The following is a 24,384-nucleotide window of genomic DNA, read 5'->3' on the forward strand; positions in this document are numbered from 1 at the left end:
GTCCTTCGTCGGTATCCACAACCAAGTCTTCGGGACCCTGCATGAATCCGGACTTTCTCGACTTCGAACAGCCCATTGCCGAACTGGAAGCGAAGATCCGTGATCTGCGCTATGTCGGCGACGATGCCGAGGTCAACATCCAGGAAGAGATCCAGCGCCTGGAAGGCAAGTGCCGGTCGTTGACCGAGAGCATCTTCGCCAAGCTGACCCCGTGGCAGGTCTCGCAGATGTCGCGGCATCCGCGGCGACCCTACACCCTTGACTACATTCCCGACCTGTTCGACGAGTTCGAGGAACTGCACGGCGACCGGGCGTTTGGTGACGACCCGGCCATCGTGGGCGGCGTGGCACGCCTGGACGGTCGGCCGGTGATGCTGATCGGCCATCAGAAGGGGCGCCAGACACGCGACAAGGTCTATCGCAACTTCGGCATGCCGCGACCGGAGGGTTATCGCAAGGCCCTGCGCCTGATGGAGATGGCCGAGCGCTTTCGCATGCCCGTGCTCACCTTCATCGACACGCCGGGTGCCTACCCGGGGGTCGGGGCGGAAGAGCGTGGCCAGAGCGAGGCCATCGCGCGCAACCTGCGGGTGATGGCACGCCTCGACACGCCGATCATCGCCACGGTGATCGGCGAGGGCGGCTCCGGTGGGGCCCTCGCTATCGGGGTGGGCGACGCCACCCTGATGCTGCAGTACTCGACCTACTCGGTGATTTCGCCGGAGGGCTGTGCCTCCATCCTCTGGAAGAGCGCCGAAAAGGCCTCGGAGGCCGCGGAGGCCCTGGGGATCACGTCGGAACGCCTGCGCGAGCTGGGGCTGGTGGACCGCATCGTGCCGGAACCCCTGGGCGGTGCCCACCGGGACCCCGACACTATGTCCTCCAGTCTTCGCGCCGCGCTGCTGGAAACCCTGGACGGCCTGGAAGGGCTGGACCCGGGCAAGCGCCTGGAGCGGCGCTATCGTCGGCTGATGGATTACGGTGCCTTCCAGGAAGCCGCTTCCTGATCGCGGTGCCGGGGCGCTCGATCCTGTAGCCGCGGCGCTGCGAGACTTCCTCGAGACGCATCCCGGCTATCGTCAGCTGCGCATCGCCTTCAGCGGCGGTCTCGACTCGACCGTCTTGCTGCACGCCGCGGTGCGTTTGGGTATCCGCAATCTCGAAGCCATGCACGTGGATCACCGCCTGCGTCCGGACTCCGGTGAGCAGGTCGAGCACTGCCGCGCATTCGCCCAGGCACTGAACTGCCCGTTCCGGCTCCGTACCCTCGATTCTCTCGACACCGGTGGCTTCGGCGTGGAGGCCGCGGCGCGCGAGGCACGCTACGCGATGCTGCGCGAAGGGCTGGGCGAGACGGGCATCATCCTTGCCGCGCAGCATGCGGACGATCAGGCCGAAACATTTCTGTTGGCCGCCCTGCGCGGCAGCGGACCCGAAGGCCTTCAGGCCATGCGCCCGCTGCGCCGCGAGGGCGAGACCTGGCTGGGCCGGCCGTTGCTGGGCCTGTCACGCGCGGCCCTGGTCGCCTATGCGGAGCAGGAAGGCCTCGACTGGTATGACGACCCGAGCAATCGCGACACCCGATTCGATCGCAATTTCCTGCGCCAGTCGGTGCTGCCCTTGTTGCGGGAGCGATTCGATGGAGCGGCCGGGCTGGCGCGCGCCGCCGCCTGGCAGCAGGAGGCGGTCGGCCAGCTCCATCAGCATTTCGGTGAGCTGCTGGAAGAAGTGCGGGATCCGCTGACCGGCAGCCTGGACCTTCAGGGTTTGCGCGGGCTCGACGCGGATAACCAGCGTGGCCTGCTGCGGCACTGGCTGCGCGAGCAGGGGCTCCGTCCGCCGGGCCACGAACGCCTGGGCGAATTCCTGCGCCAGGCCCTGGTGGACAACCCCGAGGCGTCCCCCGTTGTGGAATGGGATGGCGGCTGGATGCGGCGCTATCGCGATCAACTGCATGCCGGGCCGGAGGAGGAGAGGGTGGGTGCGGGTCCACCGCCAGAACAGCCCTGGCCGGCCGATCAGTCGGAATTGATTTTGGTAGACGGGCGCCGATTGACCCGGGAGATGCTGCCGAGGCTCGGCGTCGATCGCGAGGCCGAGCTTACCGTTTGCTATCGCCGCGGGGGCGAGGTGGTATCCACACCCGTCGGACGCCGATCCCTGAAGAAGCTGATGCAGGAGCGCGGTATCGCCCCCTGGAAACGCAACCGGGTTCCGCTGTTGCGTCAGCTAGATGGGGCGATTGTGGCGGTGCTCTGGCCCGGGTTGGTTGACCCCCAGAGTTGACGCGCCTGTGCAAATCGGACAATTCTTGGGGTGTGTTCAGGGGGGTGGGTGAGCAGCAGGTGACAGGTTTCGCGGCACAATGCGGACGATGTACGGGCATGGGGGTGCTGGCGGCCGGGATACTGGTTGCCGCGCCCCTGGTCGCGGACTCGCTGACGCTCACGACCGAGAGCTACCCCCCGTTCAATTTCGAGACTGAATCCGGCGAGCTGGACGGGATCTCCATCCGGGTGATGGATGCCCTGCTGGATGTCGCGCAGGTGGACGCCGAGATCCGCCTGCTGCCGTGGAGTCGGGCCTACGCCGAGGCCCAGTCGGACCCGGGTACCTGCGTCTTTTCAACCACCCGCACCTCCGAGCGCGAAGATCTGTTCACCTGGGTCGGTCCTCTGGTGGAAAACCAGTGGCATGCGTTCGTGCTGGCAGACGCCGAGGTGAACGCGGAGTCGCTGGAAGATCTGGATCTCTACCGTGTCGGGGGCTATCGGGACGATGCCGTGGCGCTCTATGTGGAGGCCCAGGGCATCCCCGTGGATACTGCGCCGAATGACCGGCTGAACGCGCGAAAGCTTGCTGCCAGCCGCATCGATGTGTGGGTCAGCGGCGAACATCTGGCCCCCTGGTATGCCCGCCAGGAGGGCATCGGGGAGCTCCGGTCCCTGTTTGCGTTCAACGATACCGTGATGTCCCTGGCCTGCCACCCGGATACCGAGCGGGCTCCTCTGGATCGCATGCAGGAGGAACTGGATGCGATGCGCGCGGACGGACGCTACGCGGCCATCGTGCAGGATGTCCTTGACAGCAATGGAGAGCGGAATGAATGACGCAGCCGAGGCCCGGTCGGAATCGTCGGTCCTGATCGCCGAGGAGGTGCTGGGCTTTCAGCGCAACATGACGCGGCGCGGGATCATCTTTTCGTTCACTGGCTACATTTCCGAGGGCATTCTGAAGGCCCTGGGGGATGCGTTGCGGCAGAAAATCCGACTCGAGTCCACCGATACGAAGACCGTGAACCGCGTCTTCTCGGTATTCGTGGAGCAGGTGCAGAACGTGATTCGCTATTCGGCGGAGCGTATCGAGCACGACGCGGAACCCCCCGTCGAGCTGAGCTCCGGGATGATTACCGTCGGGTCGGAAAACGGCCGCTTCTTCGTAATTTGCGGCAACGTGATCGGGCGCAAGGATGCCGACACCCTGGCCGTGCGCCTGCGCGAGCTCGCGGGCATGGACAGCGATGAGTTACGGCGCTTCTACAAGGAAAAGCTGCGCGAGCCGCCAGACGAAGGCAGCAAGGGTGGCAGCATTGGCCTGATCGAGATCGCACGCCGGGCGAGCGAGCCAATCCAGTTCGACTTTCAGCATCTCTCCGATGCGCAATCCTATTTTGTCCTGAAGGCCTATATCTGATGGCATTCGTCGAGACCATTGAACACGAGGCAACCGACCGGACCCCGACCGTCGTTTTCGACTTCGCGGCGGGGCAGTACCGGCTGTCCGGCGAGTCATATCCGGAAGACGCGGCGAATTTCTACGGTCCGCTGACCCAGGGGTTGCGCCAGGCGGTCGAGGACCGGGCCAGCGGCGAGGTGGAGTTCACCGTGGAAATGATCTATTTCAACAGCTCGACCGCTAAGGCCTTGATGAACATGTTCCAGATCCTGGAAGACGGCGCCGAGTCGGGTCTGAAGGTACGGATCAACTGGTGTTACCACGATGACGACGAAACCATGCAGGAGTTTGGCGAGGACTTCTCCGAGGATTTCGAACACGCTGACTTCCGAATGTGTCCGCTGGCATGACGGCCCCCTCCCAAGATGACCCGGTGGATCCTTCGACCCGGCCACGGGAGGGCCAGGAAATGGAGGGGCTCGCGGACTTCTCCCTGTTCGAGCAGGAAAAGTCCATCATGCTGCGCTCCGAGCAGATGCTCGAGGCGCTGGATGCAGTAGGCGATGGCGTGAAGGTGCTCGCCAAGGCCTATTCCGAGAGTTACCGGGCGCAGCGTCGCATGATGCGCATGAGCGACCGCATGCAGGCGGATCTGCAGGATGCCAACCGCCAGTTGCGCGAGCAGGCGGAGCACCTCGCACAGCTCAACAATGCGCTGTCCGACGAGGTGCGCGAGCGCGAGCGCCTGACGGCCGAGCTGGAGCGCCTGGCGCTGGAAGACGCCCTTACCGGGCTGTTCTCGCGCCGCCGCGTGATCGACTGTGTGGAGGGCATGGCGGAGAGCGTGGGCGAAGAATCGCGTTCGCTCACCGTGATGATGCTGGATCTCGATGACTTCAAGACGCTGAACGACACCCACGGCCATGCCGCTGGCGATTTCGCCCTCGAGAGCTTTGCCGAGATTCTGCGGGGCGAGCTGGGTGCGGAGCAGTACGCCGGGCGCATGGGTGGGGAAGAATTCCTGGTAGTGGCGGCGGATCTGGACCCCGAGGCCGCACTCGCACTGGCCGAGCGCATTCGCTCGTCGGTGGAGAATGCATCGCTGCACTGGAAGGACGAACCGCTCGCGCTGGCGGTTTCCATTGGCTTGGTCATCACTACGAACCCGTGGCCGGACGCGGGCGAGCTGGTGGCCATGGCCGATGACCTGCTCTATCGCGCCAAGAACGAGGGCCGCAACCGTGTCATCGTGCAAACGCACGGCGAACACGGGTGATGGCGGGCGGCACCCGCCGAAATCGTAGCCTTGTCGCCAAGCTGGCCGTCGCCACGCTGCTCGCGGCGTTGGCGCTGAGCCTTCTAAGCAGCGCCTATGTCATTGCCTCGGACTGGCATGCCTACCGCGCCGAGACCAGCGAACAGATCGACCGTCTGCAACGCCTGGTGGAGCCACCCGCCGCCGAGGCGGCCTTCCAGTTGAGCGCCGCTCAAGCCGATTCCCTGGTCCAGGGCCTGCTGGTATTCGACGAGATCCGGCGGGTCGAGATCCTCGACGACTTTGGCAACACCCTTGCGGAAGATACCCAGGAGCGCACCCAGGCCGGTGGCGAATGGGCGCACTGGCTCTTCGGCGATCTGCAAACCCATGAGCGCGAGCTGCGCCATCCCGATACCCGCGGAAATATCCAGGGCGTGGGCGTCCTGCGCGTGGAACTGGACCCCGGCGTGCTGGGGCGGGCCTTCGTCAACCGGCTGCAGACCGGCGTCGTGACTAGTGTGACCCAGGCGGTGATCGTCTCTCTGGTGGTGGTTGTACTGTTCTATCTGCTGATGCTCCGCCCGATGTTGAAGATCTCGCGGGCGGTGGCGGAGACAGACCCGGAACAGCCCGCGCACTGGCCGATACCGCGCCTGGGGCACCACGAAAACGATGAGCTGGGCGCGCTGGGGCGCTCGCTGGATCGTCTGCTGCGCGCCTTTCAGGAGGGGCTGGATGCGCGTGACGGAGCCCGGGGCGAGCTCAAGGCCCTGAATGCGGGCCTCGAGCGGCGCGTCGAGGAACGCACCCGGCAGTTGGAAGCCGAGAAAGCCGAGACGGAACGGGCACTGGCCAAGGTGGACGAGGCCAACCGTGAGCTGGAGCGCAGCAATCGCCTGGTGGTGGAGAGTATCCGCTATGCCCGCCGCATCCAGACCGCAATGCTGCCGGACAAGCACGCCCTCGATGGTCACATGGACGAGGTGCAGATCTACTGGGAGCCCTTGCACCTGGTGGGTGGCGACTACTTCTGGGTCGAGGCCATCGACGGACACAGTATCCTCGTGGTGGCGGACTGCACGGGGCACGGCGTGCCCGGCGCCTTCATCACCTTGGTGGTGGCCTCGGCGCTGGATCGCATTCTGCACGAACACCGCTTGCTGGAGCCCTCGGCTATCCTGCGCGAGATGGACCGGCTGGTGCGCTCACGGCTGCGCCAGGATGGCTATGACTCGGACTCCGACGACGGGCTCGAGGCGGCGGTGTGTGTCTACCGGCCGGAGGATCGCAAGTTGGCCTTTGCCGGTGTCGGGCTGCCGTTGATGATCGACCGCGGCGGCGAGGTCGAGGAGATCCGGGGCGTACGCGGTGGCCTTGGGTACCGCAGCCTGGAACCGGCCCAGCCAGTGGACCACGAGGTCGACGTGGAGCCAGGCACGGAATTCTTCCTGATCACCGATGGTGCGCACGATCATGTCGGCGGGGAGCCGCCGCGATTGTTTGGCCGGCGTCGGTTGCGCCAGGTCCTGGGCGACAAGAGTGGGCGCGATCTGTCGGCCAAGATCGATGCCGTGGTCCGGGTGCTGGAGGATTATCGCGACGGCGAGCCGCGGCGCGACGATATGACCCTGGTGGCCTTCCGGCCGTTGTCATCCAAGGCCGGAAACGAGGCGCTGCCCCCACCTTCCGATTGAGCGGGGGCGGGTGCTCTGGTACTCTCTCAGGGGTTTTCCGCCTGCCCCGGATTGCGTGTGCGAACCGGGGCAGGGTGCTTGTCAGCCCCCAGCCAGGTTTCCCGCATGACGCGTTTTGTTTTCATTACCGGAGGCGTGGTCTCGTCTCTGGGCAAAGGTATTGCATCCGCCTCGCTGGGGGCGATCCTGGAGGCGCGCGGCCTCAAGGTGACGCTGCTCAAGCTGGATCCGTACATCAACGTGGATCCGGGCACCATGAGCCCGTTTCAGCATGGCGAGGTGTTCGTCACCGATGACGGCGCCGAAACGGACCTGGATCTCGGGCACTACGAACGCTTCGTACGCATTCGCACCTCGCGGCGCAACAATTTCACCGCCGGGCAGATCTACGAGAGCGTGATCCGCAAGGAGCGTCGCGGGGATTATCTCGGCGGGACGGTGCAGGTCATCCCGCACATCACCGACGAGATCAAGCGCTCGATCCACGAGGGGGCCGGCGACGCCGACATCGCCCTGATCGAGATCGGCGGTACGGTCGGTGACATCGAATCCCTGCCGTTCCTCGAGGCGATCCGTCAGATGGGTGTGGAGCTGGGGCACGACAACGCCCTGTTCATGCATCTGACGCTGGTGCCGTATATCGAGGCCGCCGGCGAGATCAAGACCAAGCCGACCCAGCACTCGGTCAAGGAGCTGCGCTCCATCGGCATCCAGCCGGATATCCTGCTGTGCCGTTCCACCCAGGCGATCCCCGAGGGCGAGCGGCGCAAGATCGCGCTGTTCACCAACGTCGAGGAGAAGGCGGTCATCTCTGCGGTGGATGTGGACAACATCTACAAGATCCCGCTGTGGCTGCATTCGCAAAAGCTCGACGAGATCGTGTTGCGCAAGCTGCATATCGAGGTCCCGCAGGCCGATCTGTCGGACTGGAAGCACGTGGTTAATGCCATGGAGTTCCCGGAGTCCGAGGTGACGGTCGGCATGATCGGCAAGTACGTCGATCTGACCGAGTCGTACAAGTCGGTGAACGAGGCCCTGACCCACGCGGGCATCCAGGCGGGGACCCGGGTCCGGATTCGTTATCTCGATTCCGAAAAACTCGAAGGGGCCGAGAACGAGGCCGCTCGCGAACTCGAGGGGCTGGATGCCATCCTCGTTCCTGGCGGCTTCGGCGAGCGCGGCGTGGAGGGCAAGATTGCCGCGGTGCGCTACGCTCGTGATAACGATGTGCCCTATCTCGGAATTTGCCTGGGTATGCAGGTGGCGGTCATCGAGTTTGCGCGGGATGTGGTGGGGCTGGAGGGTGCGCACAGCACCGAGTTCGCCCCCAATACCCCGCATCCTGTGATCGCGCTTATTACCGAATGGCAGGACAAGGAAGGCTGCATCGAGCGGCGCGATGCCGACAGCGACCTTGGCGGCACCATGCGTCTGGGCGCCCAGAGCGCGCGCCTGGCCCCAGGGTCGCGGATTGCCGAGGCCTATGGTCGCGAAGAGGTGGAAGAACGCCATCGCCATCGCTTCGAATTCAACAACGCCTATCGCGAACGCCTGGAGGCCGCAGGACTTCGGCTCTCCGGGGTTTCGGAATCCGGCGAACTGGTAGAGGCCGTGGAACTGGCCGACCATCCGTGGTTTGTGGGCTGCCAGTTCCACCCGGAATTCACCTCGACCCCGAGGGATGGCCACCCGCTGTTCACCGCTTTCGTGTGTGCCGCCCGGGATTACCAGGATGCCCGCGAACCAGAAACCACCACGGCGTTGACGGAATAGAGCGCCGGTTCACGTTTTTTGCGGTCACAACCCGGAGGGTGGCGGCCGCCAGACAGGACAGAGCATGCAGCTTTGCGGTTTTGAAGTTGGCCTTGATCGGCCCTTTTTTCTGATTGCCGGCCCCTGCGTCATCGAATCCGAGGCCATGGCCCTGGAGACGGCCGGCGCGCTGAAGACAATGGCGGACGATCTTGGCATCCCGTTCATCTACAAGTCCTCGTTTGACAAGGCCAACCGGTCGTCGACGAAGAGCTTCCGCGGGCTGGGCATGGAAGAGGGCCTGCGCATCCTGGACAAAGTGAAGTCGGAAATCGGCGTGCCGATCCTGACGGATGTCCACGAAGACACGGCGCTGGACGAAGTCGCCAGTGTTGTTGATGTGCTGCAGACCCCGGCCTTCCTCTGTCGGCAGACCAACTTCATCCAGAACGTTGCGCGTCAGGGGCGTCCGGTGAACATCAAGAAGGGCCAGTTCCTCGCACCCTGGGACATGGGCAATGTCGTGGACAAGGCCCGCGAGGTCGGCAACGATCAGATCATGGTTTGCGAGCGTGGGGTCTCGTTCGGCTACAACACCCTGATCTCCGATATGCGCGGCCTGGCCCAGATGCGTCAGACCGGCTGCCCCGTGGTCTTCGACGCGACCCATTCGGTGCAGCAGCCGGGCGGGCAGGGCGCCTGCTCCGGCGGGCAGCGCGAGTTCGTGCCGGTGCTGGCACGGGCGGCGGTGGCCGCTGGCGTATCCGGCCTGTTCATGGAGACCCATCCGGACCCCGAGAAGGCCCTGTCCGACGGCCCCAATGCCTGGCCGCTGCCGAAGATGGCCGAGCTGTTGAAGACACTCCAGGCGCTGGATGCCGCGACCAAGGCGCAGCCGTTTGCGGAGGCGGAGTACGGTCTCGGTTAACGACCCAAAGAATCGATAAAACGTCCCGGGCGAGCCCGTCCGGGCGAGTATTTTTCAAGGAGAGAGCATGTCCAAGATTGCGGAGATTCACGCCCGCGAGATCATCGACTCTCGGGGCAACCCGACGGTCGAGGCCGATGTTGTCCTGGATTCCGGTGCCATGGGGCGTGCGGCGGTACCCTCCGGTGCCTCCACGGGGGCCCGCGAGGCCCTGGAACTGCGCGATGACGAAAAGCGTTACGGCGGCAAGGGCGTGCTGAAGGCCGTCAGCCACGTGAACGGGGAGATCCGCGACGCCCTGCGTGGGATGGAGCTGGATCAGACTGCGGTCGATCGCCGCATGCTGGAACTGGACGGGACCGACAACAAGGCACGCCTGGGCGCCAATGCACTGCTGGCGGTCTCCATGGCCACTTCGCACGCCCTGGCCGCGGATCGCGAACAGCCGCTGTTCGAGACCCTGGGGGGCGACGACGCCACGCTGCTGCCGGTACCGATGATGAACATCATCAATGGTGGCGCCCACGCCGATAACAGCGTGGACATGCAGGAATTCATGATCCTGCCGGTGGGCGCGGACTCCGTACGCGAGGCCGTGCGCTACGGCGCCGAGGTCTTTCACGCGCTGAAGAAGGTGCTGTCCAAGCGCGGGCTGGCGACGGCGGTGGGCGACGAGGGCGGTTTTGCGCCGGACCTTCCGTCCAACTCCGCCGCGATCGAGGTGATCCTGGAGGCGGTTCACAACGCCGGCTTCAAGGCGGGCGAGGACATCTGGATCGGCCTGGACTGCGCCAGCTCCGAGTTCTACCGTGATGGCCGCTATCACCTCGATTCCGAAGGCAAGGCCTTCTCCGCCGACGAGTTCTCCGACTATCTCGCCCACTGGGTGGATCAGTACCCGATCCTGACCATCGAGGACGGCATGGCCGAGGATGACTGGGACGGCTGGAAGACGCTGACCGAGCGCCTGGGCAATCGCGTGCAGCTGGTGGGCGACGATTTGTTTGTTACCAACACCCAGATCCTGCAGGAAGGCATCGACAAGGGTGTAGCGAATTCCATCCTGATCAAACTCAACCAGATCGGCACCGTGACCGAGACGCTGGAAGCCATCGAATTGGCGCGCAAGGCCAATTACACCGCGGTGATTTCCCATCGTTCGGGCGAGACCGAAGACGTGACCATCGCGGATCTGGCGGTGGCCACGCGCGCCGGCCAGATCAAGACCGGTTCGCTGTCGCGTTCCGATCGGGTCGCCAAGTACAACCAGCTGATCCGGATCGAGGAACACCTGGGTTCGCGCGCGACCTATCCGGGCATGTCGGCGTTCACCTTCGGGCGCTGATCGGGACCGGGGACGGCCTTGGTCACCACGCAGTCCTCAGCCTGCGGCGCGGTTCCTGTCTCCGGCCGTCAGGGGCTCGTAGAATGCCGGGCATGCCGGCCACTTGCGAAAGCCCTCGTCTCCACGTTGCCGCGTCAGTCGCGGTGCGCGGGCGAGGGTTTTTTCTGTTCAACCATACGGAGTGCGGGTGATGCGCGGCCTGTTGATCGGTCTGGCCCTCGTGCTGTTGGCCCTGCAATGGTCTCTGTGGCTGGGCGAGGGGAGTTGGCGCGATGTGCGCGATCTGCGCGAGCAGGTCGAGCAACAGCAAGCCGCGAATGCCGAGCTGGAACAACGCAACCAGGCCCTGGAGGCCGAGGTGCGCGACTTGCGCGGCGGTACCGAGGCGGTCGAGGAGCGGGCGCGTCGCGATCTGGGGATGATCCGCGAAGACGAGATCTTCTTCTTCGTGGTGGGCGAGGACGAGCCCGCGACACTGGAAGTCGAGCCACTACCCGGGCCGGCCGGAGACACCTCGCCGGGCCCGGACTCGCAGGTGCCGCAGGATGCCGAGCCGGCCACCGACACGCTGCCGCCCGAGGATCCCTTTGATGGTTGATGCGGAGCACGCGCCGGCGCGGGAGCCGGCCTTCTGGGCGCTGATCCCGGCGGCCGGAATCGGTCGGCGCATGGGATCGGATCGTCCCAAGCAGTACCTGACACTCGGATCGCACACGATCCTGTCGCACACCCTGTCGATCTTCCTGGAGCACCCGCGGATTCGCGGGGTGGTTCTTGTGCTCGGGCCGGATGTGGATCCGGATGCCCTGGATCTGCCACTGGCCGGCGGGCGGCTGTTCCGTGCGGCCGGCGGGGCGGAACGCGCGGATTCCGTCCAGAACGGGCTCGACTTCCTCGCCGAACGCGCGCACGAGGATGACTGGGTGCTGGTGCATGACGCGGCGCGTCCCTGTCTGCCGCTGGCGGATGTGGACCGGCTGCTGCGCGAGCTGCGCGACGACCCGGTCGGTGGGCTGCTGGCAAGCCCCAGCACCGATACCATCAAGTGGAGTGACGGCGCCGGAAGGATCGAGCGCACGCTGGATCGCGAACGCGTCTGGCGGGCGCTGACCCCCCAGATGTTTCGTCTCGGTATGCTGCGCGCTGCCAATGCCCGGGCGCGCGCCGTGGGTCATCCGGTGACGGACGAGGCCAGCGCCATGGAGTTCCTTGGCCAATCACCCCGACTGATCGAAGGCTCCGCGATGAACATCAAGATCACCCGCACCGAAGACCTCGAGCTGGCTCGCTTGTATCTGATGCAGCAGGGTCGCCTGGAAGGCGGGTTTCGCGCATGAGTGGCTTTCGCATTGGCCAGGGCTTCGATGTCCACGCCTTCGGCGAAGGGGACCACCTGGTGCTCGGCGGCGTGCGGATCCCGTTCGAACGCGGATTCGTGGCCCACTCGGACGGGGACGTGCTGATCCACGCGGTCTGCGACGCCCTGCTGGGGGCCGCTGCGCTGGGGGATATCGGCCAGCACTTTCCGGATACCGATCCGGCGTTTCGCGGGGCCGACAGCCGCTTGCTGCTGCGCGAGACTCTCAGGCGGGTCGCCGAGGCCGGCTGGCGGCCGGTGAACATCGACTCCACGGTGATCGCGCAGGCGCCGAAGCTCGCGCCGCATGTATCAGCCATGCGGGAAAACCTTGCAGCCGATACGGCCCTGAATGTTGCCGCGGTCAACGTGAAGGCCACGACCACCGAACACCTGGGTTTCACCGGGCGCAAGGAAGGGGTGGCCGCACAGGCCATTGTGTTGCTCGAACCGGCCTCGGGGATGATGCGGGTATGACGAACGAACGCGATGCCAAACCCGGCATCCTGCGTCTGCATCACGCCAGCCTGGTGATCGCGGATACGCAGGTGGCGGCAGCCTTTTACGGGGATCACCTCGGCCTGGCGCCGCTGGAACGCCCGGATCTTGGCTTCCCCGGTCTGTGGTACGACCTCGGCAGTGGACAGGCGCTGCATCTGTTACAGGTGCCGAACCCCGACCCGACCGAACGCGGCGTGCGCTGCGGCCAGGACCGCCACCTGGCGTTGCGCGTCCGCGGCCTCGAGGCACTGGCGGCGCGTCTGGAAGGAGCCGGGATTCCCGTAGAACGCAGCCGTTCGGGGCGGCCGGCCGCATTCGTGCGCGACCCCGACGGCAATGCCATCGAGCTGATCGAGGATGGCGCCTGAACCCGGAACCGGGGCCCCAGCCATGAGCGACCCACCCTACATCCTGGCCCTGGATCAGGGCACCACCAGTTGCCGGGCTATCCTGTTCGACCGGGCGGGCGGGATCGTCGGGGTTGCCCAGAAGGACTTTGCCCAGTTCTACCCCCAGCCGGGCTGGGTGGAACACGACGCGATGGAGATCTGGGGCACCCAGATCGGTGTGGCGCGCGAGGTGCTGGAGACGCGCGGCATCAAGCCGTCCGAGCTCGCGGCCATCGGCATCACCAATCAGCGCGAAACCACGGTGGTCTGGGATCGCGCGACGGGTCAGCCGATTGCCAATGCGATCGTCTGGCAGGATCGGCGTACCGCCGCGTTCTGCGACGAACTGAAGGCGCAGGGCCACGCGGCCGTGATCCGCGAGCGGACCGGCCTGGTCGTGGATGCCTACTTCTCCGCCAGCAAACTGCGCTGGCTCCTCGATCATGTCGACGGGGCGCGGGAACGCGCAGAGCGCGGCGAACTCGCCTTCGGCACCATCGACAGCTGGCTGATCTGGAACCTGACCCGGGGCGAGCGGCATGTGACGGACGTGACCAACGCCGCGCGCACCCAGCTGTTCAACATTCATTCCCTGGACTGGGATGCCGAGCTCCTGGGCCTGTTCGATATCCCGCGAGCGATGCTGCCCGAGGTCCGTGATTCCAGTGGTGTGCTGGGTGTCACCGGCGCCGAGATGTTCGGCGGGGCGGAGGTTCCGATTGCCGGGGTGGCGGGCGATCAGCACGCGGCCCTGTTCGGTCAGGCCTGCTTCGAGCGCGGCATGGCGAAGAACACCTACGGGACCGGCTGCTTTCTCCTGATGAACACGGGCGATACTCCGGTGGAATCCCGGTCCGGCCTGCTGACGACCATCGCCTGGTCGCTGGACGGGCAGGTGGAATACGCGTTGGAGGGCTCGATCTTCATCGCCGGTGCCGCGATCCAGTGGTTGCGGGACGAACTCCACCTGATCGATTCGGCCGAGGACTCCGAGTACTACGCCGGCAAAGTCGAGGACGCCGGCGGGGTCTACGTAGTGCCGGCCTTCGCCGGTCTCGGCGCGCCGTACTGGGATATGTATGCGCGCGGGGCGATCTTCGGGCTGACCCGGGGTACGCGCAAGGAGCACATCACCCGCGCCACGCTGGAGTCGGTCGCCTACCAGACCAAGGACGTGATCGATGCGATGGAACAGGATTCCGGTATCGCGCTGAAGGCGTTACGTGTCGATGGCGGGGCGGTGGCCAACAACGTCATGATGCAGTTCCAGGCCGACATGCTCGGGGTCCGGGTCGAGCGCCCGGTAGTGACCGAGTCGACCGCGCTGGGGGCGGCCTATCTGTCCGGACTGGCCGTCGGCTTCTGGACCCGTGACGAGTTGGCGCAAAAAAGCCGGCTGGACCGGGTATTCGAGCCACAGATGGACGTCGCCACCCGGGAGCGCTACTACCGGGGCTGGAAAAAGGCCGTGCAACGCACCATGGGCTGGGCGCGCGAGGACGACGCGGATTCGATGCAGTAGCGGGTGGATCTGGCCTTGGTGCCCTGGCCAGCACGGGCAGGGGCTTCGCGGGCAGGCCCGCTCCCACAAACGGTGAGGGTCCTGCCCTCAATATCGCGACTGTCCGCTGGCTTGTGGGAGCGGGCTTGCCCGCGAAGCCCCTGCCAAAATCCGATTCGCCCCGGTTGTCCGAGCGCCCAAGGCCCCGTCATCCCGGCCGTAGCGGAGCGAAGAGCCGGGATCTCCGGCGCGGGTCCAAGGCAGCGGCCTGGGATTCGTTCCACGCTGGAGATCCCGGATAACCGCTGCGCGGTTTCCGGGATGACGTAACGGAGGTAGGTCGCGCGTAGTGCAGGTCGCCGCGGTCGGGTGCCCCCTCGGCGTCATCCCGTCCGTAGCGAAGCGGAGAGCCGGGATCTCCGGCGCGGGAGTCAGGCAGTGGTATGGGGCTCGTTCCACGCTGGAGATCCCGGATAACCGCTACGCGGATCCCGAGATTACGTAAGAGGGGTGCGCGAGGAACGCGCAGGATGAGGGGCTGGCTGGTGGCTCAGTCCATGCTGGCCGGTTCGGCGGCGAGCCGGCCGGACTGGTAGTCGCTGATGGCCTGTTCCAGCTCTTCGCTGGTGTTCATCACGAACGGGCCGTAGTGGGCGATCGGCTCGCCGAGGGGGCGGCCCTTGAACAGCAGCACCCGCGCATCCTGCCTCGCGATTAGATGGATCTGGGTATGACCGCGCCAGATGCCCAACTGGCCCGTACCCAGGCCGGTCAGCTCGCCGTCGAACACGTAGGCCAGGACCCGATCTTCCAGCTGCACCGCGAGTGACAGGCGATAGCCGGCCGGCAAGTACAGGTCGGCCATCCCGGCGGCTTCGCCGATCTGCTCCAGCGGGCCTTCGGTATCGCCGGCGCTGGTTTGCCAGGAACCGGCAATGGCCTTGAAACGCAGCGAGTCGTCGTCCTCCGGCAGGTGGCGCATCGCGTCGGCGCGAACGTCGCGGTAGCGCGGCGGATCCATCTTGCGCCGGGCGGGCAGATTCACCCAAAGCTGGAAGCCGTGCAGGCCGTCCGCGTCCAAAAGCGGCATCTCGGAATGGATCACGCCACGTCCGGCACTCATCCACTGGGCCTCGCCGGCCTCCACTCGCCCTTGGTTGCCCATGGAATCCTCGTGGGTGAGCCCGCCGTGGACCAGGTAGGTCAGCGTCTCGAAGCCACGATGCGGGTGGGAAGGGAAACCGCCGATGTAGTCCTCGCGCGCACTGGCCTTCAGTTCGTCCAGCATCAGGAAGGGGTCGAGCCCGCCACTAAAATCATGGATGCGCCGGATCTTCACCCCGGCCCCGTCCTGGGTGGGATGAGAGGTCTTCACGCTGTCCGGCGGTGTCGGGTTCATGGCGTTCTCCTTCGCAACAGATCTGCACCATACCGACCATGAAACGAAAAGAAAATTGCATGGTTTCCCTTCATGGAGCCTTCTGTCAGGCGGCCGGGACCTGCCAGGAATCGGCAAACGCCTCGAGGCTCTCGACGAAATCCGGGTCGTGCTCCTGGCGACTGATGGTCAGGTGCAGGACGACGGCTTTCGGGTCGGGCGGATGACCCGTGGTCAGCGTCCAGGCGAGACCATTGGGGCATTCCGGCAGCGAAAAGCGCACGCCACCGTTGATGGCTTCCCGGTGGACGCGAAACTCGCCCCAGAGGCAGTAGACGACGCCGGCATCGGCGCCCCCATCGTGGATCAGCGTGTCGATGGCGTCGCTGGCGTCGGGTAGCGCGGGGACGGTCAGGACCCGCTGCAGGCCCTCGGCATCCACGTCGGCCTCAAGGGTGCGGAAGAATTCCATGGGGATCACTCGTTGCGCGGCAGGAAGACGGGCAGGCCGTCCACCTCGCCCACGCTCAGGCGTTGGTTGTACAGGCGTTCCAGTGCGCTCGGTACCAGCATGGTGGCCGTGGGGCCCCAGCACGCCTGCCCGTCGGGGAATAGCAGCAGCAAGTGATCGCAGTAGCGTGCCGCGAGGTTGACGTCGTGCAGGACCAGCACCGCGGCCCGATTGTCCAGACCGACGATGGCCTGAACGCGGTTGAGGACGGCGACCTGGTGATGCAGGTCCAGCTGGCTGGTCGGTTCGTCCAGCAGGAGCAGGCTGGGGTCCTGGGTCAGCACGGTGGCGATCGCCAGGCGCTGGCGTTCCCCGCCCGACAGCGTGTCGACCATGCGGTCCTCCAGATCGGCGAGATCCATCGCCGCGAGTGCCGCCCGAGCGCGGGCGTAGTCCTCGGAGGACTCGATATCCCAGGGCCGCAGATACGGGTGGCGTCCGATCAGGGCGGTCTCCAGCACCGTGGCGGGAAAGCCGTCGTGGTGGGTCTGGAAGACCAGGCCCAGACGCCGGGCCAGTTCCGCGCGGGCGAGGGTCGCGATGGATTGTCCCTTGACCTCGATGGTTCCGGCACGCGCGGCCCGCAGGCCGGCGAGGCTCTGCAGGAGCGTGCTCTTGCCGGCGCCATTGGGGCCCAGGATGCCCCAGCACTGCCCCGGATCGACGGTCAGATCGAGCGGCGAACCGGGTGGCCGCGCGGGGATATCGATCACGAGGTCATGCGTAGCGAGCAGGGTCTTGGCCCCTGGCTCCTGGTGGACGCTGCGTGCGCCCAGGCCCGGTGTGTCGTGTGGCTGGGTCGCCGCGGGGGTAGGGGGAGGCATATTCGGCATCAGCGGCTCCGGTACAGCAGGAACAGGAACACCGGGACACCCAGCATCGCGGTGATCACGCCCACCGGCAACTGCTCAGGGGCGATGATGGTGCGGGCCAGGGTGTCGGCCAGGGTGAGCAGGATGCCCCCGCCCAGGGCCGAGGCCGGCAGGATCACGCGCTGGTCGTTCCCAAAGATCAGACGCAGCATGTGCGGCACGATCAGCCCGACAAAGCCGACCGCGCCAACCTGGGTGACGGCAGTCGCGGTGATCAGGGCAGCCACGACGTAGATCGTCCATTCCACCGGGCGCACGGCCACTCCGAGGGCCGCGGCCTGCATCGGCCCGCGCGCGAGGACGTTCAGGGTGCGCCCAAAGGGCAAGGCGAGCAGGGCCACGACGACGAGTACGCCCCAGGCGGGATAGGGGTTGCGGGCATGGGAGACGTCGCCCATCAGCCAGTACAGCATGCCCGGGAGCTCCGCGGTGGGGCTGACCGCGAGGATGAAACTGATCATTGCGCCCCAGCCGGCGGCGACCACGACACCGGTCAGCAGCAGGCGGGTCGGGGTCCAGCTACCCGTGCCGTGGGCCAGGCCGAACACCAGAATGGTGGACAGCAGGGCCCCGACGAAGGCCGCGGCCGAGACCGAAAACATGGACAGCCCCGCCAGCATCGCCAGCAAGGCGCCCACCGAGGCGCCGCCAGAGAGCCCCAGCACGTAGGGATCGGCCAGTGGGTTGCGCAGCAGGACCTGCATCAGCGCTCCGGCCAGGCCCAGCAGCCCGCCGGCGGCGAACGCGGCCAGCGCGCGCGGCAGGCGCAGCTCCAGTACCAGGGTGCTGTGCAGTCGCGAGGCCTCGCCGAAGAAGACACTCAGCAGGTCAGGGAACGGAATCTGCACGCTGCCGTAGGCCAGTGCCACCAGGACGGACAGCACAGACGCGGGCAACAAAACGCCCAGGGCCAGGAGGAACGAACGCGTCAAGCCGTGGCCCTCCGCTCCTGGCGGGCGAAGCGGCGCGTAGCCGATACGGAAGAGCCGCCTTCAGCCTGCGTGCAACGCTTCATTATCGGCGTCTTGCATCGGCCGCTCCGTGACACTGCGAGGTGATCCGTCATGTTTACGGGGCAGGCCGCCGCGTGCGGGCGCGTTCGAGCTCTTCGCACATCAGGGCAGTGCCTTCGGCGATGCGTCCGGTATGGCGTTGCAGCAGCGAGGGCGGGATGAAGAACAGGTTGTCGCGCCGGACCGCGGTCATGTCCTCCCATTGGCCCCAGGCGACCACCCAGTCGGGGCGGTCCTCGCCCATGCCACCGCCGATGATGACCTCGGGGTCGGCGTCCAGTACGGCTTCGCGCCCGATGCGCGGCACCAGGCGGTCCAGATCGCCAAACACGTTGACGCCGCCACACACGGCGATGGCCTCGGCGATCAGGTGCTCGTCATTGACCGTCATCAACGGTTGCTCCCACACCTGATAAAACACGCGAATCGGGTCCCGGTCGCCGTACGTGGCGCGCAGCTCGTCCATCCTGTTGAGGAAGTCCTGTGCCGCAGCCTCGCCCTGGTCATGCGTGCCGGCCAGCGTGGCCATGCGCCGCATGCTCGAGGCCACACCTTCGAAGCTGCGCGGTTCCGATACATACACCGGCAGTCCCAGTTCGCGCAGGCGTTCGACCTGGGACGCCGAGTTGCCGCTCTGCCAGGCGATCACCAGGTCGGGGTCCTTTTCCAGCACCCGTTCCAGGTCGATCCGGCTGTAGCCGCCAATCCGCGGGATGGAATCCGCCTCGGGCGGATAATCGCTGTACTGCGTCGCGCCCACGATGAGGTCCCCCGCACCCACGGCAAACAGCACCTCGGTGATGTGCGGCGCCAGGCTGACGATGCGTTCGGCGGGCTGCTCCAGGCGGACCTCGCGGTCATCGTCGTCGGTGACCGTAATCGAGTCGGCCAGCGCGAGCAGCGGGGTCGGGATCAGGCCCAGCAGGCAGGCGATCAGTAGAGTTCTGGGAATCCGAAATAGCATTTTTGTACAGTCACTTTGGGTTGGTTGTTCGAGCGCTTTCGAACCGGATGAGGAGCCGGGACGAGGCGCAGGACAAGCACGGCATCATAGCAGCAAGCCAGAGGCGCCCCGGAGCGTCAATTGGTCGGCAGTGGGCTTGCCGCGTATGATTCACGCTTCGCTGCCAGGTGCCAGGTGCCCGGGCGTTTGGTCGCACGGGTTAAACGGGAAGTCGGTGCAGGTGCGGGATCCCCCCAGCTTCATGCCGACGCTGCCCCCGCAACGGTAGGCGAGTGGGTTCGAGGGGTGCTTCTGCAGGCACCTTGGACCTCGGCAAGTCGAAAGCCACTGGGCCGCACGCGGCCCGGGAAGGCGACTTGCCGCCCCGGATTGCCGGGGCCTCGCGAGCCCGGAGACCGGCCTGGACGAACTTTCTGCGACCGCGCGGTGGGCGAGGGTCGGTAGGCATGGATCTGTCGTGACCATGCCCCGATTCTCCTGCATCCGCGTCGCGTCGCCCTGACGGTAAGCCAATGCAGTCCGATTTGCCCGCCAACGAGAATCCTTCCCGATCCGATGCGGATGCGGCTGCTTCGGGCTTTGCCGAAGATGAGCTGGCGGCCGTCTACCGGGTGATCGCGGAACGCCGCGATATGCGCCACTTTCGACCGGACCCGGTCGATCCGGCGGTGCTGCGGCGCCTGCTCGAAGCGGCGCATCGCGCGCCGAGCGTCGGGTACATGCAGCCCTGGCGCTTCCTGCGCATTACCGACCCGGCCGAGCGTGAGGCGCTGCATGCCCACGCGGCGGAGGAACAGGCTCGCACCGCACAGGCCTGTGGCGAGCGCGCAGCGGAGGTGCATCGCCTGAAGCTGGAGGGCATCCGCGAGGCGGGCGAGTTGCTGGTCGTGGCGCTGACCGATGGCCGCGAGCGCTACGTGCTCGGCCGGCGGACCCTCCCCGAGATGGATCTTTGTTCCGCCGCCTGTGCGATCCAGAACCTGTGGCTGGCGGCCCGCGCCGAGGGCCTGGGCATGGGCTGGGTCTCGCTGTTTGATCCGGACTGGCTGGCCAACCGGCTGGAGATGCCCGAGGGCGGGTACCCCATTGCCGTGCTGTGCCTCGGGCATGTCGAGCGCTTCTATGACCGGCCGATGCTGGAAACGGCGGGCTGGGACACCCGCCGCCCCCTGGAAGACCTAGTGTTCCAGGATCGCTGGGGCGCGCCGTGCGAGCTGGCTGCGTCCACGGACGCCCGGGAATCCGGCGAACGTCCGAGTGAACCATCCGGACGCGGCAAGGCATGAGCAGCTTTCTGATCCTGATCGGCGCCCTGATCCTCGACCGACTGTTTGGCGACCCGCGGCGATTCCATCCGCTGGCAGGATTCGGCCGGCTCGCAGGTTGGGTCGAAGGCCGGTGGCATGCCCCCAGTCGGGTTCGCGGAGCGCTACTGCTCGCGGTGCTGGTCCTGCCCTGGGTGGGACTGGCTGCCCTGGGCGCCTCGCTGGCATGGGGCTGGCTGCTGACGCTGGTGATCCTGACGCTAGCGATCGGCTGGCGCAGCCTGGACGAGCATGCGGAGGTGGTGGCGGAGGCCCTGGAAAAGGACGACCTGGCTGGGGCCCGAACCGGTGTCGGCATGCTGGTCAGTCGCGACACGGCGGCCCTGGACGACCGCGGGGTGAGTGGCGCGACCATCGAGTCGGTGCTGGAGAACGGCAACGACGCGCTGTTCGCCACGATCTTCTGGTTCCTGGTGGCCGGCGCGCCGGGCGTGGTGGCCTATCGCCTGGTGAACACGCTGGACGCGATGTGGGGCTATCGCAATGACCGTTTTCGCTCGTTTGGCTGGGCCGCCGCGCGCCTGGACGATGCCATGAACCTGATCCCGGCCCGTCTGACGGCGCTGGCCTACGTACTGGCGGGACGCGGCCGGGACGCGCTGCAGTGCTGGCGCGAGCAGGCCGCAGGCTGGAAGAGCCCGAACGCCGGGCCGGTGATGGCTGCAGGCGCTGGGGCACTGGGCGTGGTGCTGGGTGGTCCGGCACCCTATGGCGGGCAGCGCGAGTGGCGCCCGCGTCTGGGGATGGGCCGCATGCCCAACGCGGCAGGCATTCGCCAGGCCATCGCCCTGGTGGATCGTGCGCTGGCGATCTGGATGGCGTTCATTGTGGTCGGGGTGATTGTCGTTGTCCTGTTCTGAAGCTCAATCGATGCAGACGCCGGCCCCGAAAGCGCTGATCCAGGTGCACGGGGGTGGGATCCGCCAGGCGGCGGTGCGCTACGGCATCCCCGAGGCCGACTGGCTGGATCTCTCTACGGGCATCAACCCGCATGGCTATCCCGCGGGCGAGGTCCCGCCAGCGGTCTGGGCGCGCCTGCCGGAACCGGATGACGGCCTGGAGGCGGCGGCCGCCAACTATTACGGGACCGGGGCGCTGTTGCCAGTGGCCGGCTCCCAGGCTGCGATCCAGTTGCTGCCGGCGCTACGGGAAGGCACGGCGCGCGTGGGTATCCTCGAGCCCAGCTACAACGAGCATGCCCGCGCCTGGCGCGAGGCCGGGCACGACGTCGTCCCGCTGGATGGGGATTCGATCGAGGCCGCATTGCCCGGCCTCGATGTGCTGGTGCTGGTCAACCCCAACAACCCGACCGGGCAGCGGTTCGACCGGGCGGACCTGCTGGCGTGGCACGCGACCCTGGCCGCCCGCGGCGGCTGGCTGATCGTGGACGAGGCGTTCATGGACGTTACACCCGAGGCAAGCCTGGCGAAGGACGCGCCGCGCGAGGGCCTGGTGGTGCTGCGCTCGCTGGGCAAGTTCTTCGGGCTGGCCGGAGCGCGCGTGGGGTTTGTCATTGCGGGCGAGGAACTGCGGGCGCGGCTGGCCGCCCGGCTGGGGCCGTGGAGCCTGTCCGGGCCGTCGCGCTGGATCGCGGCTCGGGCCCTGGCGGACCTGGCCTGGCAGGCGGAGACGCGGCGCATGCTGCGGGCCCGAGGACAGCGCCTTGAAAACTTGCTGCGCGCCCGCGGACTGGAACCCGCCGGCGGAACCGCGTTGTTCCAGTGGTGCCGCGTGGCCGATCCCGCGGGCTGGCAGGACCGCCTGGGCGCGCAGGGCATCCTGGTCCGACGATTTGATCAACCGGGCAGCCTGCGTTTTGGCCTGCCGGGGCAAGAGCACGAATGGAAGTGCCTGGAGCAGGCGCTGGGGGCATCATCCTGATGGGCACGTCGCTGATGGTGCAGGGCACGACCTCGGATGCCGGCAAGAGCGTGCTGGTGGCGGGTCTGGCGCGGGTGCTGTACCGGCGCGGATTGTCCGTGGTGCCGTTCAAGCCGCAGAACATGGCGCTGAACAGCGCCGTCACGGCCGACGGTGGCGAGATCGGGCGTGCCCAGGCCCTGCAGGCCGCGGCCTGTGGCCTGGAGCCGCACACGGACATGAACCCCGTGCTGCTCAAACCTAGCTCGGACCAGGGGGCGCAGGTCATCATCCACGGCCGGCCGGCGGCGGAGCTGGATGCCCGGGCCTACCACGACTACAAGCCGGTAGCGCGCGAGGCGGTGCTGGCGTCGCATCGGCGGCTGACGGCGCAGTACGCCCATGTGCTGGTGGAGGGCGCCGGATCGCCGGCGGAGATCAACCTGCGCGCGGGCGATATCGCCAACATGGGTTTTGCCGAGGCGGTGGATTGCCCGGTGATCCTGGTGGCGGATATCGACCGGGGCGGGGTGTTCGCGCATCTGGTGGGTACGCTGGCCCTGTTGAGCGAGACGGAGCGCGCGCGGGTACAGGGTTTCGTGATCAATCGTTTTCGCGGGGATGTCGGCTTGCTGCAACCCGGGCTGGACTGGCTGGAACAGGAGACCGGCAAGCCGGTACTCGGCGTGATTCCGTACCTGCACGGGCTTTATCTGGATGCCGAGGATGCCCTGCCGCGCGAGGCGATGCCGGAGAAGGCCGCAGATGCGCTGAAAGTCGTCGTGCCGGCGTTGCCGCGTATGTCCAACCACACGGATTTCGATCCGCTGCGCCTGCACCCTGCGGTGGATCTGCGCTTTGTCGGACCGGGCGAGGCGTTGCAGCCCGCCGATCTGGTCATCCTGCCGGGCTCGAAGTCCGTGCGCGCCGATCTCGCCTGGCTGCGCGAGCAGGGCTGGGAAGCCGCGTTGCAGCGCCACGTGCGCTATGGCGGCAAGGTGCTGGGGATCTGCGGCGGGTTCCAGATGCTGGGCCACGCCGTGCACGATCCCGATGGCGTCGAGGGCCAGCTGGGCACTACGCCGGGGCTGGGCTGGCTGGAGTTCGAAACCCGGCTCGCGCCCGAGAAGCACCTGGAGCGGGTTCGCGGAGACCGCGTGCTGGATCGGGAGGCCCGTGTAGAGGGCTACGAGATCCATGCGGGCGTGACGACCGGGCCGGGCCTGGAGCGGCCACTGCTGCAGCTGGAGCACGGTCCGGATGGTGCGCGTAGTGAGGATGACGCGGTGGCTGGTACTTATGTCCACGGGGTGTTCGATATATCGGACGCCGCCGAGGCCCTGCTGCACTGGGCGGGAATGCGCAGCGGGATGGAGACCGGGGAAGACCTGGCCACCGCGCGTGAACGCGGCCTGGAACGCCTCGCCGACACCCTCGAGCAACATCTCGATATGGACCGGATTCTGGGGCTGCTGGAAACCGAGCGGGAGGGGCCGGTCGCATGAAGACACTGGTACTGGGTGGGGTACGCTCGGGCAAGAGCCGGCTGGCGGAACAACTGGCCGAGGCCAGCGGCCTGCCCGTGACCTACGTGGCGACGGCGCGCGCGGACGACGCCGAGATGGCGCGCCGGATCGAGCGCCACCGCGCCGACCGGCCCGGGGGCTGGGGCTTGATCGAGGTGGACACGGGTCTGGCCGCGGCACTGGAGCAGGCCGCCGGGCCCGACCAGTGCCTGCTGGTTGACTGCCTGACCCTGTGGCTGACCCAACTCCTGTGCACCGAGGACGACGCCCTGATCGAGCGCGAACGCGAGGCCCTGATCGAGACTGTGCCCCGCCTGCCGGGCACACTCGTGTTCGTCTCCAACGAGACCGGCATGGGCATTACGCCGATGGACGCGCTATCCCGCCGCTTCGCCGACGAGGCCGGCTGGCTCCACCAGCGCCTGGCCCCAACGATGGACCGCGTCGTCCTCACCGTCGCCGGCCTCCCGCACGTCCTGAAGGGGGACCCCCTGTGACAGGCGGGCATACAAGCATTCAGCCCTCCAGGCACATA

The 24,384-nt window shown here is 66.8% G+C and carries 25 protein-coding genes and 1 riboswitch; of the genes, 20 read left to right on the forward strand and 5 right to left on the reverse strand.

The window, feature by feature from the left end:
* Window positions 1–41 precede the first annotated feature (41 nt).
* From D578_RS0107735 to glpK, 15 genes are all read left to right on the forward strand, one after another.
* Window positions 42–1,007, forward strand: a complete 966-nt coding sequence (locus D578_RS0107735; RefSeq protein ID WP_018145590.1) for an acetyl-CoA carboxylase carboxyltransferase subunit alpha — start codon at window positions 42–44, stop codon at window positions 1,005–1,007.
* A 76-nt stretch (window positions 1,008–1,083) separates the two neighbouring features.
* Entirely contained in the window at window positions 1,084–2,286 is a 1,203-nt protein-coding gene (tilS, locus tag D578_RS0107740; protein WP_026289248.1) for a tRNA lysidine(34) synthetase TilS, read from the forward strand.
* Between the two features lie 98 nt (window positions 2,287–2,384).
* The gene (locus tag D578_RS0107745) at window positions 2,385–3,110 is read left to right on the forward strand and encodes an ABC transporter substrate-binding protein (RefSeq protein ID WP_018949402.1); all 726 of its coding nucleotides are present in this window, start codon (window positions 2,385–2,387) and stop codon (window positions 3,108–3,110) included.
* Window positions 3,103–3,693 (forward strand): SiaB family protein kinase, encoded by a 591-nt coding sequence (locus D578_RS0107750; RefSeq protein WP_018949403.1) that lies wholly within the window; start codon window positions 3,103–3,105, stop codon window positions 3,691–3,693. The genes D578_RS0107745 and D578_RS0107750 overlap by 8 nt, the downstream gene beginning before the upstream one ends.
* The gene (locus tag D578_RS0107755; protein WP_018949404.1) at window positions 3,693–4,085 is read left to right on the forward strand and encodes a DUF1987 domain-containing protein; all 393 of its coding nucleotides are present in this window, start codon (window positions 3,693–3,695) and stop codon (window positions 4,083–4,085) included. The genes D578_RS0107750 and D578_RS0107755 overlap by 1 nt, the downstream gene beginning before the upstream one ends.
* Window positions 4,086–4,144: 59 nt before the next feature.
* Complete coding sequence (locus D578_RS0107760; protein WP_018949405.1) at window positions 4,145–4,951, forward strand: GGDEF domain-containing protein; 807 nt, start codon at window positions 4,145–4,147, stop codon at window positions 4,949–4,951.
* Window positions 4,951–6,627: a PP2C family protein-serine/threonine phosphatase gene (locus D578_RS0107765; RefSeq protein ID WP_018949406.1), complete on the forward strand. Its 1,677-nt coding sequence runs from the start codon at window positions 4,951–4,953 to the stop codon at window positions 6,625–6,627. The genes D578_RS0107760 and D578_RS0107765 overlap by 1 nt, the downstream gene beginning before the upstream one ends.
* A 105-nt stretch (window positions 6,628–6,732) precedes the next feature.
* Window positions 6,733–8,400, forward strand: coding sequence for a CTP synthase (locus D578_RS0107770; RefSeq protein ID WP_018949407.1), 1,668 nt, complete (start codon window positions 6,733–6,735; stop codon window positions 8,398–8,400).
* A 64-nt stretch (window positions 8,401–8,464) separates the two neighbouring features.
* The gene (gene kdsA, locus D578_RS0107775; RefSeq protein WP_018949408.1) at window positions 8,465–9,307 is read left to right on the forward strand and encodes a 3-deoxy-8-phosphooctulonate synthase; all 843 of its coding nucleotides are present in this window, start codon (window positions 8,465–8,467) and stop codon (window positions 9,305–9,307) included.
* A gap of 67 nt (window positions 9,308–9,374) precedes the next feature.
* On the forward strand, window positions 9,375–10,652 hold the full coding sequence (gene eno / locus D578_RS0107780) for a phosphopyruvate hydratase (protein WP_018949409.1): 1,278 nt from the start codon (window positions 9,375–9,377) through the stop codon (window positions 10,650–10,652).
* A gap of 190 nt (window positions 10,653–10,842) precedes the next feature.
* On the forward strand, window positions 10,843–11,250 hold the full coding sequence (gene ftsB, locus D578_RS0107785; protein WP_018949410.1) for a cell division protein FtsB: 408 nt from the start codon (window positions 10,843–10,845) through the stop codon (window positions 11,248–11,250).
* Window positions 11,243–11,989, forward strand: coding sequence for a 2-C-methyl-D-erythritol 4-phosphate cytidylyltransferase (ispD, locus tag D578_RS0107790; RefSeq protein WP_018949411.1), 747 nt, complete (start codon window positions 11,243–11,245; stop codon window positions 11,987–11,989). Before ftsB ends, ispD begins: the two co-directional genes overlap by 8 nt.
* Window positions 11,986–12,486 (forward strand): 2-C-methyl-D-erythritol 2,4-cyclodiphosphate synthase, encoded by a 501-nt coding sequence (gene ispF, locus D578_RS0107795; RefSeq protein ID WP_018949412.1) that lies wholly within the window; start codon window positions 11,986–11,988, stop codon window positions 12,484–12,486. The genes ispD and ispF overlap by 4 nt, the downstream gene beginning before the upstream one ends.
* Window positions 12,483–12,878 carry a VOC family protein gene (locus D578_RS0107800; protein WP_018949413.1) on the forward strand — a complete coding sequence of 132 codons (396 nt, stop codon included), beginning with the start codon at window positions 12,483–12,485 and terminating at the stop codon, window positions 12,876–12,878. Before ispF ends, D578_RS0107800 begins: the two co-directional genes overlap by 4 nt.
* Before the next feature lie 22 nt (window positions 12,879–12,900).
* Window positions 12,901–14,421 (forward strand): glycerol kinase GlpK, encoded by a 1,521-nt coding sequence (glpK, locus tag D578_RS0107805; protein WP_018949414.1) that lies wholly within the window; start codon window positions 12,901–12,903, stop codon window positions 14,419–14,421.
* Window positions 14,422–14,950: 529 nt separating this feature from the next.
* Here the strand turns inward: glpK and D578_RS0107815 are convergent.
* The 5 genes from D578_RS0107815 to D578_RS0107835 form a co-directional block, all read right to left on the reverse strand.
* Window positions 14,951–15,799: a pirin family protein gene (locus tag D578_RS0107815; protein WP_018949416.1), complete on the reverse strand. Its 849-nt coding sequence runs from the start codon at window positions 15,797–15,799 to the stop codon at window positions 14,951–14,953.
* An 85-nt stretch (window positions 15,800–15,884) separates the two neighbouring features.
* Entirely contained in the window at window positions 15,885–16,250 is a 366-nt protein-coding gene (locus D578_RS0107820) for a hypothetical protein (protein WP_018949417.1), read from the reverse strand.
* A 5-nt stretch (window positions 16,251–16,255) separates the two neighbouring features.
* Window positions 16,256–17,122: an ABC transporter ATP-binding protein gene (locus D578_RS0107825; RefSeq protein WP_018949418.1), complete on the reverse strand. Its 867-nt coding sequence runs from the start codon at window positions 17,120–17,122 to the stop codon at window positions 16,256–16,258.
* A complete protein-coding gene (locus D578_RS0107830) occupies window positions 17,122–18,093 on the reverse strand; it encodes an iron ABC transporter permease (protein WP_018949419.1) in 972 nt (323 codons plus the stop codon). Before D578_RS0107830 ends, D578_RS0107825 begins: the two co-directional genes overlap by 1 nt.
* A 136-nt stretch (window positions 18,094–18,229) precedes the next feature.
* The gene (locus tag D578_RS0107835; RefSeq protein WP_026289249.1) at window positions 18,230–19,066 is read right to left on the reverse strand and encodes a cobalamin-binding protein; all 837 of its coding nucleotides are present in this window, start codon (window positions 19,064–19,066) and stop codon (window positions 18,230–18,232) included.
* Between the two features lie 227 nt (window positions 19,067–19,293).
* Window positions 19,294–19,557, forward strand: a riboswitch (cobalamin riboswitch).
* Between the two features lie 93 nt (window positions 19,558–19,650).
* Between D578_RS0107835 and bluB the strand changes: the two genes are divergently transcribed.
* From bluB to cobU, 5 genes are read left to right on the forward strand one after another with little or no spacing between them, the layout of a single operon-like run.
* The gene (gene bluB / locus D578_RS0107840) at window positions 19,651–20,424 is read left to right on the forward strand and encodes a 5,6-dimethylbenzimidazole synthase (RefSeq protein ID WP_018949421.1); all 774 of its coding nucleotides are present in this window, start codon (window positions 19,651–19,653) and stop codon (window positions 20,422–20,424) included.
* A complete protein-coding gene (cbiB, locus tag D578_RS0107845) occupies window positions 20,421–21,323 on the forward strand; it encodes an adenosylcobinamide-phosphate synthase CbiB (protein ID WP_018949422.1) in 903 nt (300 codons plus the stop codon). The genes bluB and cbiB overlap by 4 nt, the downstream gene beginning before the upstream one ends.
* 10 nt (window positions 21,324–21,333) lie before the next feature.
* The gene (cobD, locus tag D578_RS0107850; RefSeq protein WP_018949423.1) at window positions 21,334–22,344 is read left to right on the forward strand and encodes a threonine-phosphate decarboxylase CobD; all 1,011 of its coding nucleotides are present in this window, start codon (window positions 21,334–21,336) and stop codon (window positions 22,342–22,344) included.
* Entirely contained in the window at window positions 22,344–23,828 is a 1,485-nt protein-coding gene (locus D578_RS0107855) for a cobyric acid synthase (RefSeq protein ID WP_018949424.1), read from the forward strand. The genes cobD and D578_RS0107855 overlap by 1 nt, the downstream gene beginning before the upstream one ends.
* The gene (gene cobU / locus D578_RS0107860) at window positions 23,825–24,346 is read left to right on the forward strand and encodes a bifunctional adenosylcobinamide kinase/adenosylcobinamide-phosphate guanylyltransferase (RefSeq protein ID WP_018949425.1); all 522 of its coding nucleotides are present in this window, start codon (window positions 23,825–23,827) and stop codon (window positions 24,344–24,346) included. The genes D578_RS0107855 and cobU overlap by 4 nt, the downstream gene beginning before the upstream one ends.
* Window positions 24,347–24,384: the final 38 nt, after the last annotated feature.

The sequence above is a fragment of the Thioalkalivibrio sp. ALMg11 genome, assembly GCF_000377905.1.
Taxonomy (GTDB): Bacteria; Pseudomonadota; Gammaproteobacteria; order Ectothiorhodospirales; family Ectothiorhodospiraceae; genus Thioalkalivibrio.

Coding starts and splice junctions, on each gene's coding strand:
- D578_RS0107735 (WP_018145590.1), top strand. CDS start 42: ATGAATCCGGACTTTCTCGACTTCGAACAGCCCATTGCCGAACTGGAA.
- D578_RS0107745 (WP_018949402.1), top strand. CDS start 2,385: ATGGGGGTGCTGGCGGCCGGGATACTGGTTGCCGCGCCCCTGGTCGCG.
- D578_RS0107750 (WP_018949403.1), top strand. CDS start 3,103: ATGAATGACGCAGCCGAGGCCCGGTCGGAATCGTCGGTCCTGATCGCC.
- D578_RS0107755 (WP_018949404.1), top strand. CDS start 3,693: ATGGCATTCGTCGAGACCATTGAACACGAGGCAACCGACCGGACCCCG.
- D578_RS0107760 (WP_018949405.1), top strand. CDS start 4,145: ATGGAGGGGCTCGCGGACTTCTCCCTGTTCGAGCAGGAAAAGTCCATC.
- D578_RS0107765 (WP_018949406.1), top strand. CDS start 4,951: ATGGCGGGCGGCACCCGCCGAAATCGTAGCCTTGTCGCCAAGCTGGCC.
- D578_RS0107770 (WP_018949407.1), top strand. CDS start 6,733: ATGACGCGTTTTGTTTTCATTACCGGAGGCGTGGTCTCGTCTCTGGGC.
- kdsA (WP_018949408.1), top strand. CDS start 8,465: ATGCAGCTTTGCGGTTTTGAAGTTGGCCTTGATCGGCCCTTTTTTCTG.
- eno (WP_018949409.1), top strand. CDS start 9,375: ATGTCCAAGATTGCGGAGATTCACGCCCGCGAGATCATCGACTCTCGG.
- ftsB (WP_018949410.1), top strand. CDS start 10,843: ATGCGCGGCCTGTTGATCGGTCTGGCCCTCGTGCTGTTGGCCCTGCAA.
- ispD (WP_018949411.1), top strand. CDS start 11,243: ATGGTTGATGCGGAGCACGCGCCGGCGCGGGAGCCGGCCTTCTGGGCG.
- ispF (WP_018949412.1), top strand. CDS start 11,986: ATGAGTGGCTTTCGCATTGGCCAGGGCTTCGATGTCCACGCCTTCGGC.
- D578_RS0107800 (WP_018949413.1), top strand. CDS start 12,483: ATGACGAACGAACGCGATGCCAAACCCGGCATCCTGCGTCTGCATCAC.
- glpK (WP_018949414.1), top strand. CDS start 12,901: ATGAGCGACCCACCCTACATCCTGGCCCTGGATCAGGGCACCACCAGT.
- D578_RS0107815 (WP_018949416.1), bottom strand. CDS start 15,799: ATGAACCCGACACCGCCGGACAGCGTGAAGACCTCTCATCCCACCCAG.
- D578_RS0107820 (WP_018949417.1), bottom strand. CDS start 16,250: ATGGAATTCTTCCGCACCCTTGAGGCCGACGTGGATGCCGAGGGCCTG.
- D578_RS0107825 (WP_018949418.1), bottom strand. CDS start 17,122: ATGCCGAATATGCCTCCCCCTACCCCCGCGGCGACCCAGCCACACGAC.
- bluB (WP_018949421.1), top strand. CDS start 19,651: ATGCAGTCCGATTTGCCCGCCAACGAGAATCCTTCCCGATCCGATGCG.
- cbiB (WP_018949422.1), top strand. CDS start 20,421: ATGAGCAGCTTTCTGATCCTGATCGGCGCCCTGATCCTCGACCGACTG.
- cobD (WP_018949423.1), top strand. CDS start 21,334: ATGCAGACGCCGGCCCCGAAAGCGCTGATCCAGGTGCACGGGGGTGGG.
- D578_RS0107855 (WP_018949424.1), top strand. CDS start 22,344: ATGGGCACGTCGCTGATGGTGCAGGGCACGACCTCGGATGCCGGCAAG.
- cobU (WP_018949425.1), top strand. CDS start 23,825: ATGAAGACACTGGTACTGGGTGGGGTACGCTCGGGCAAGAGCCGGCTG.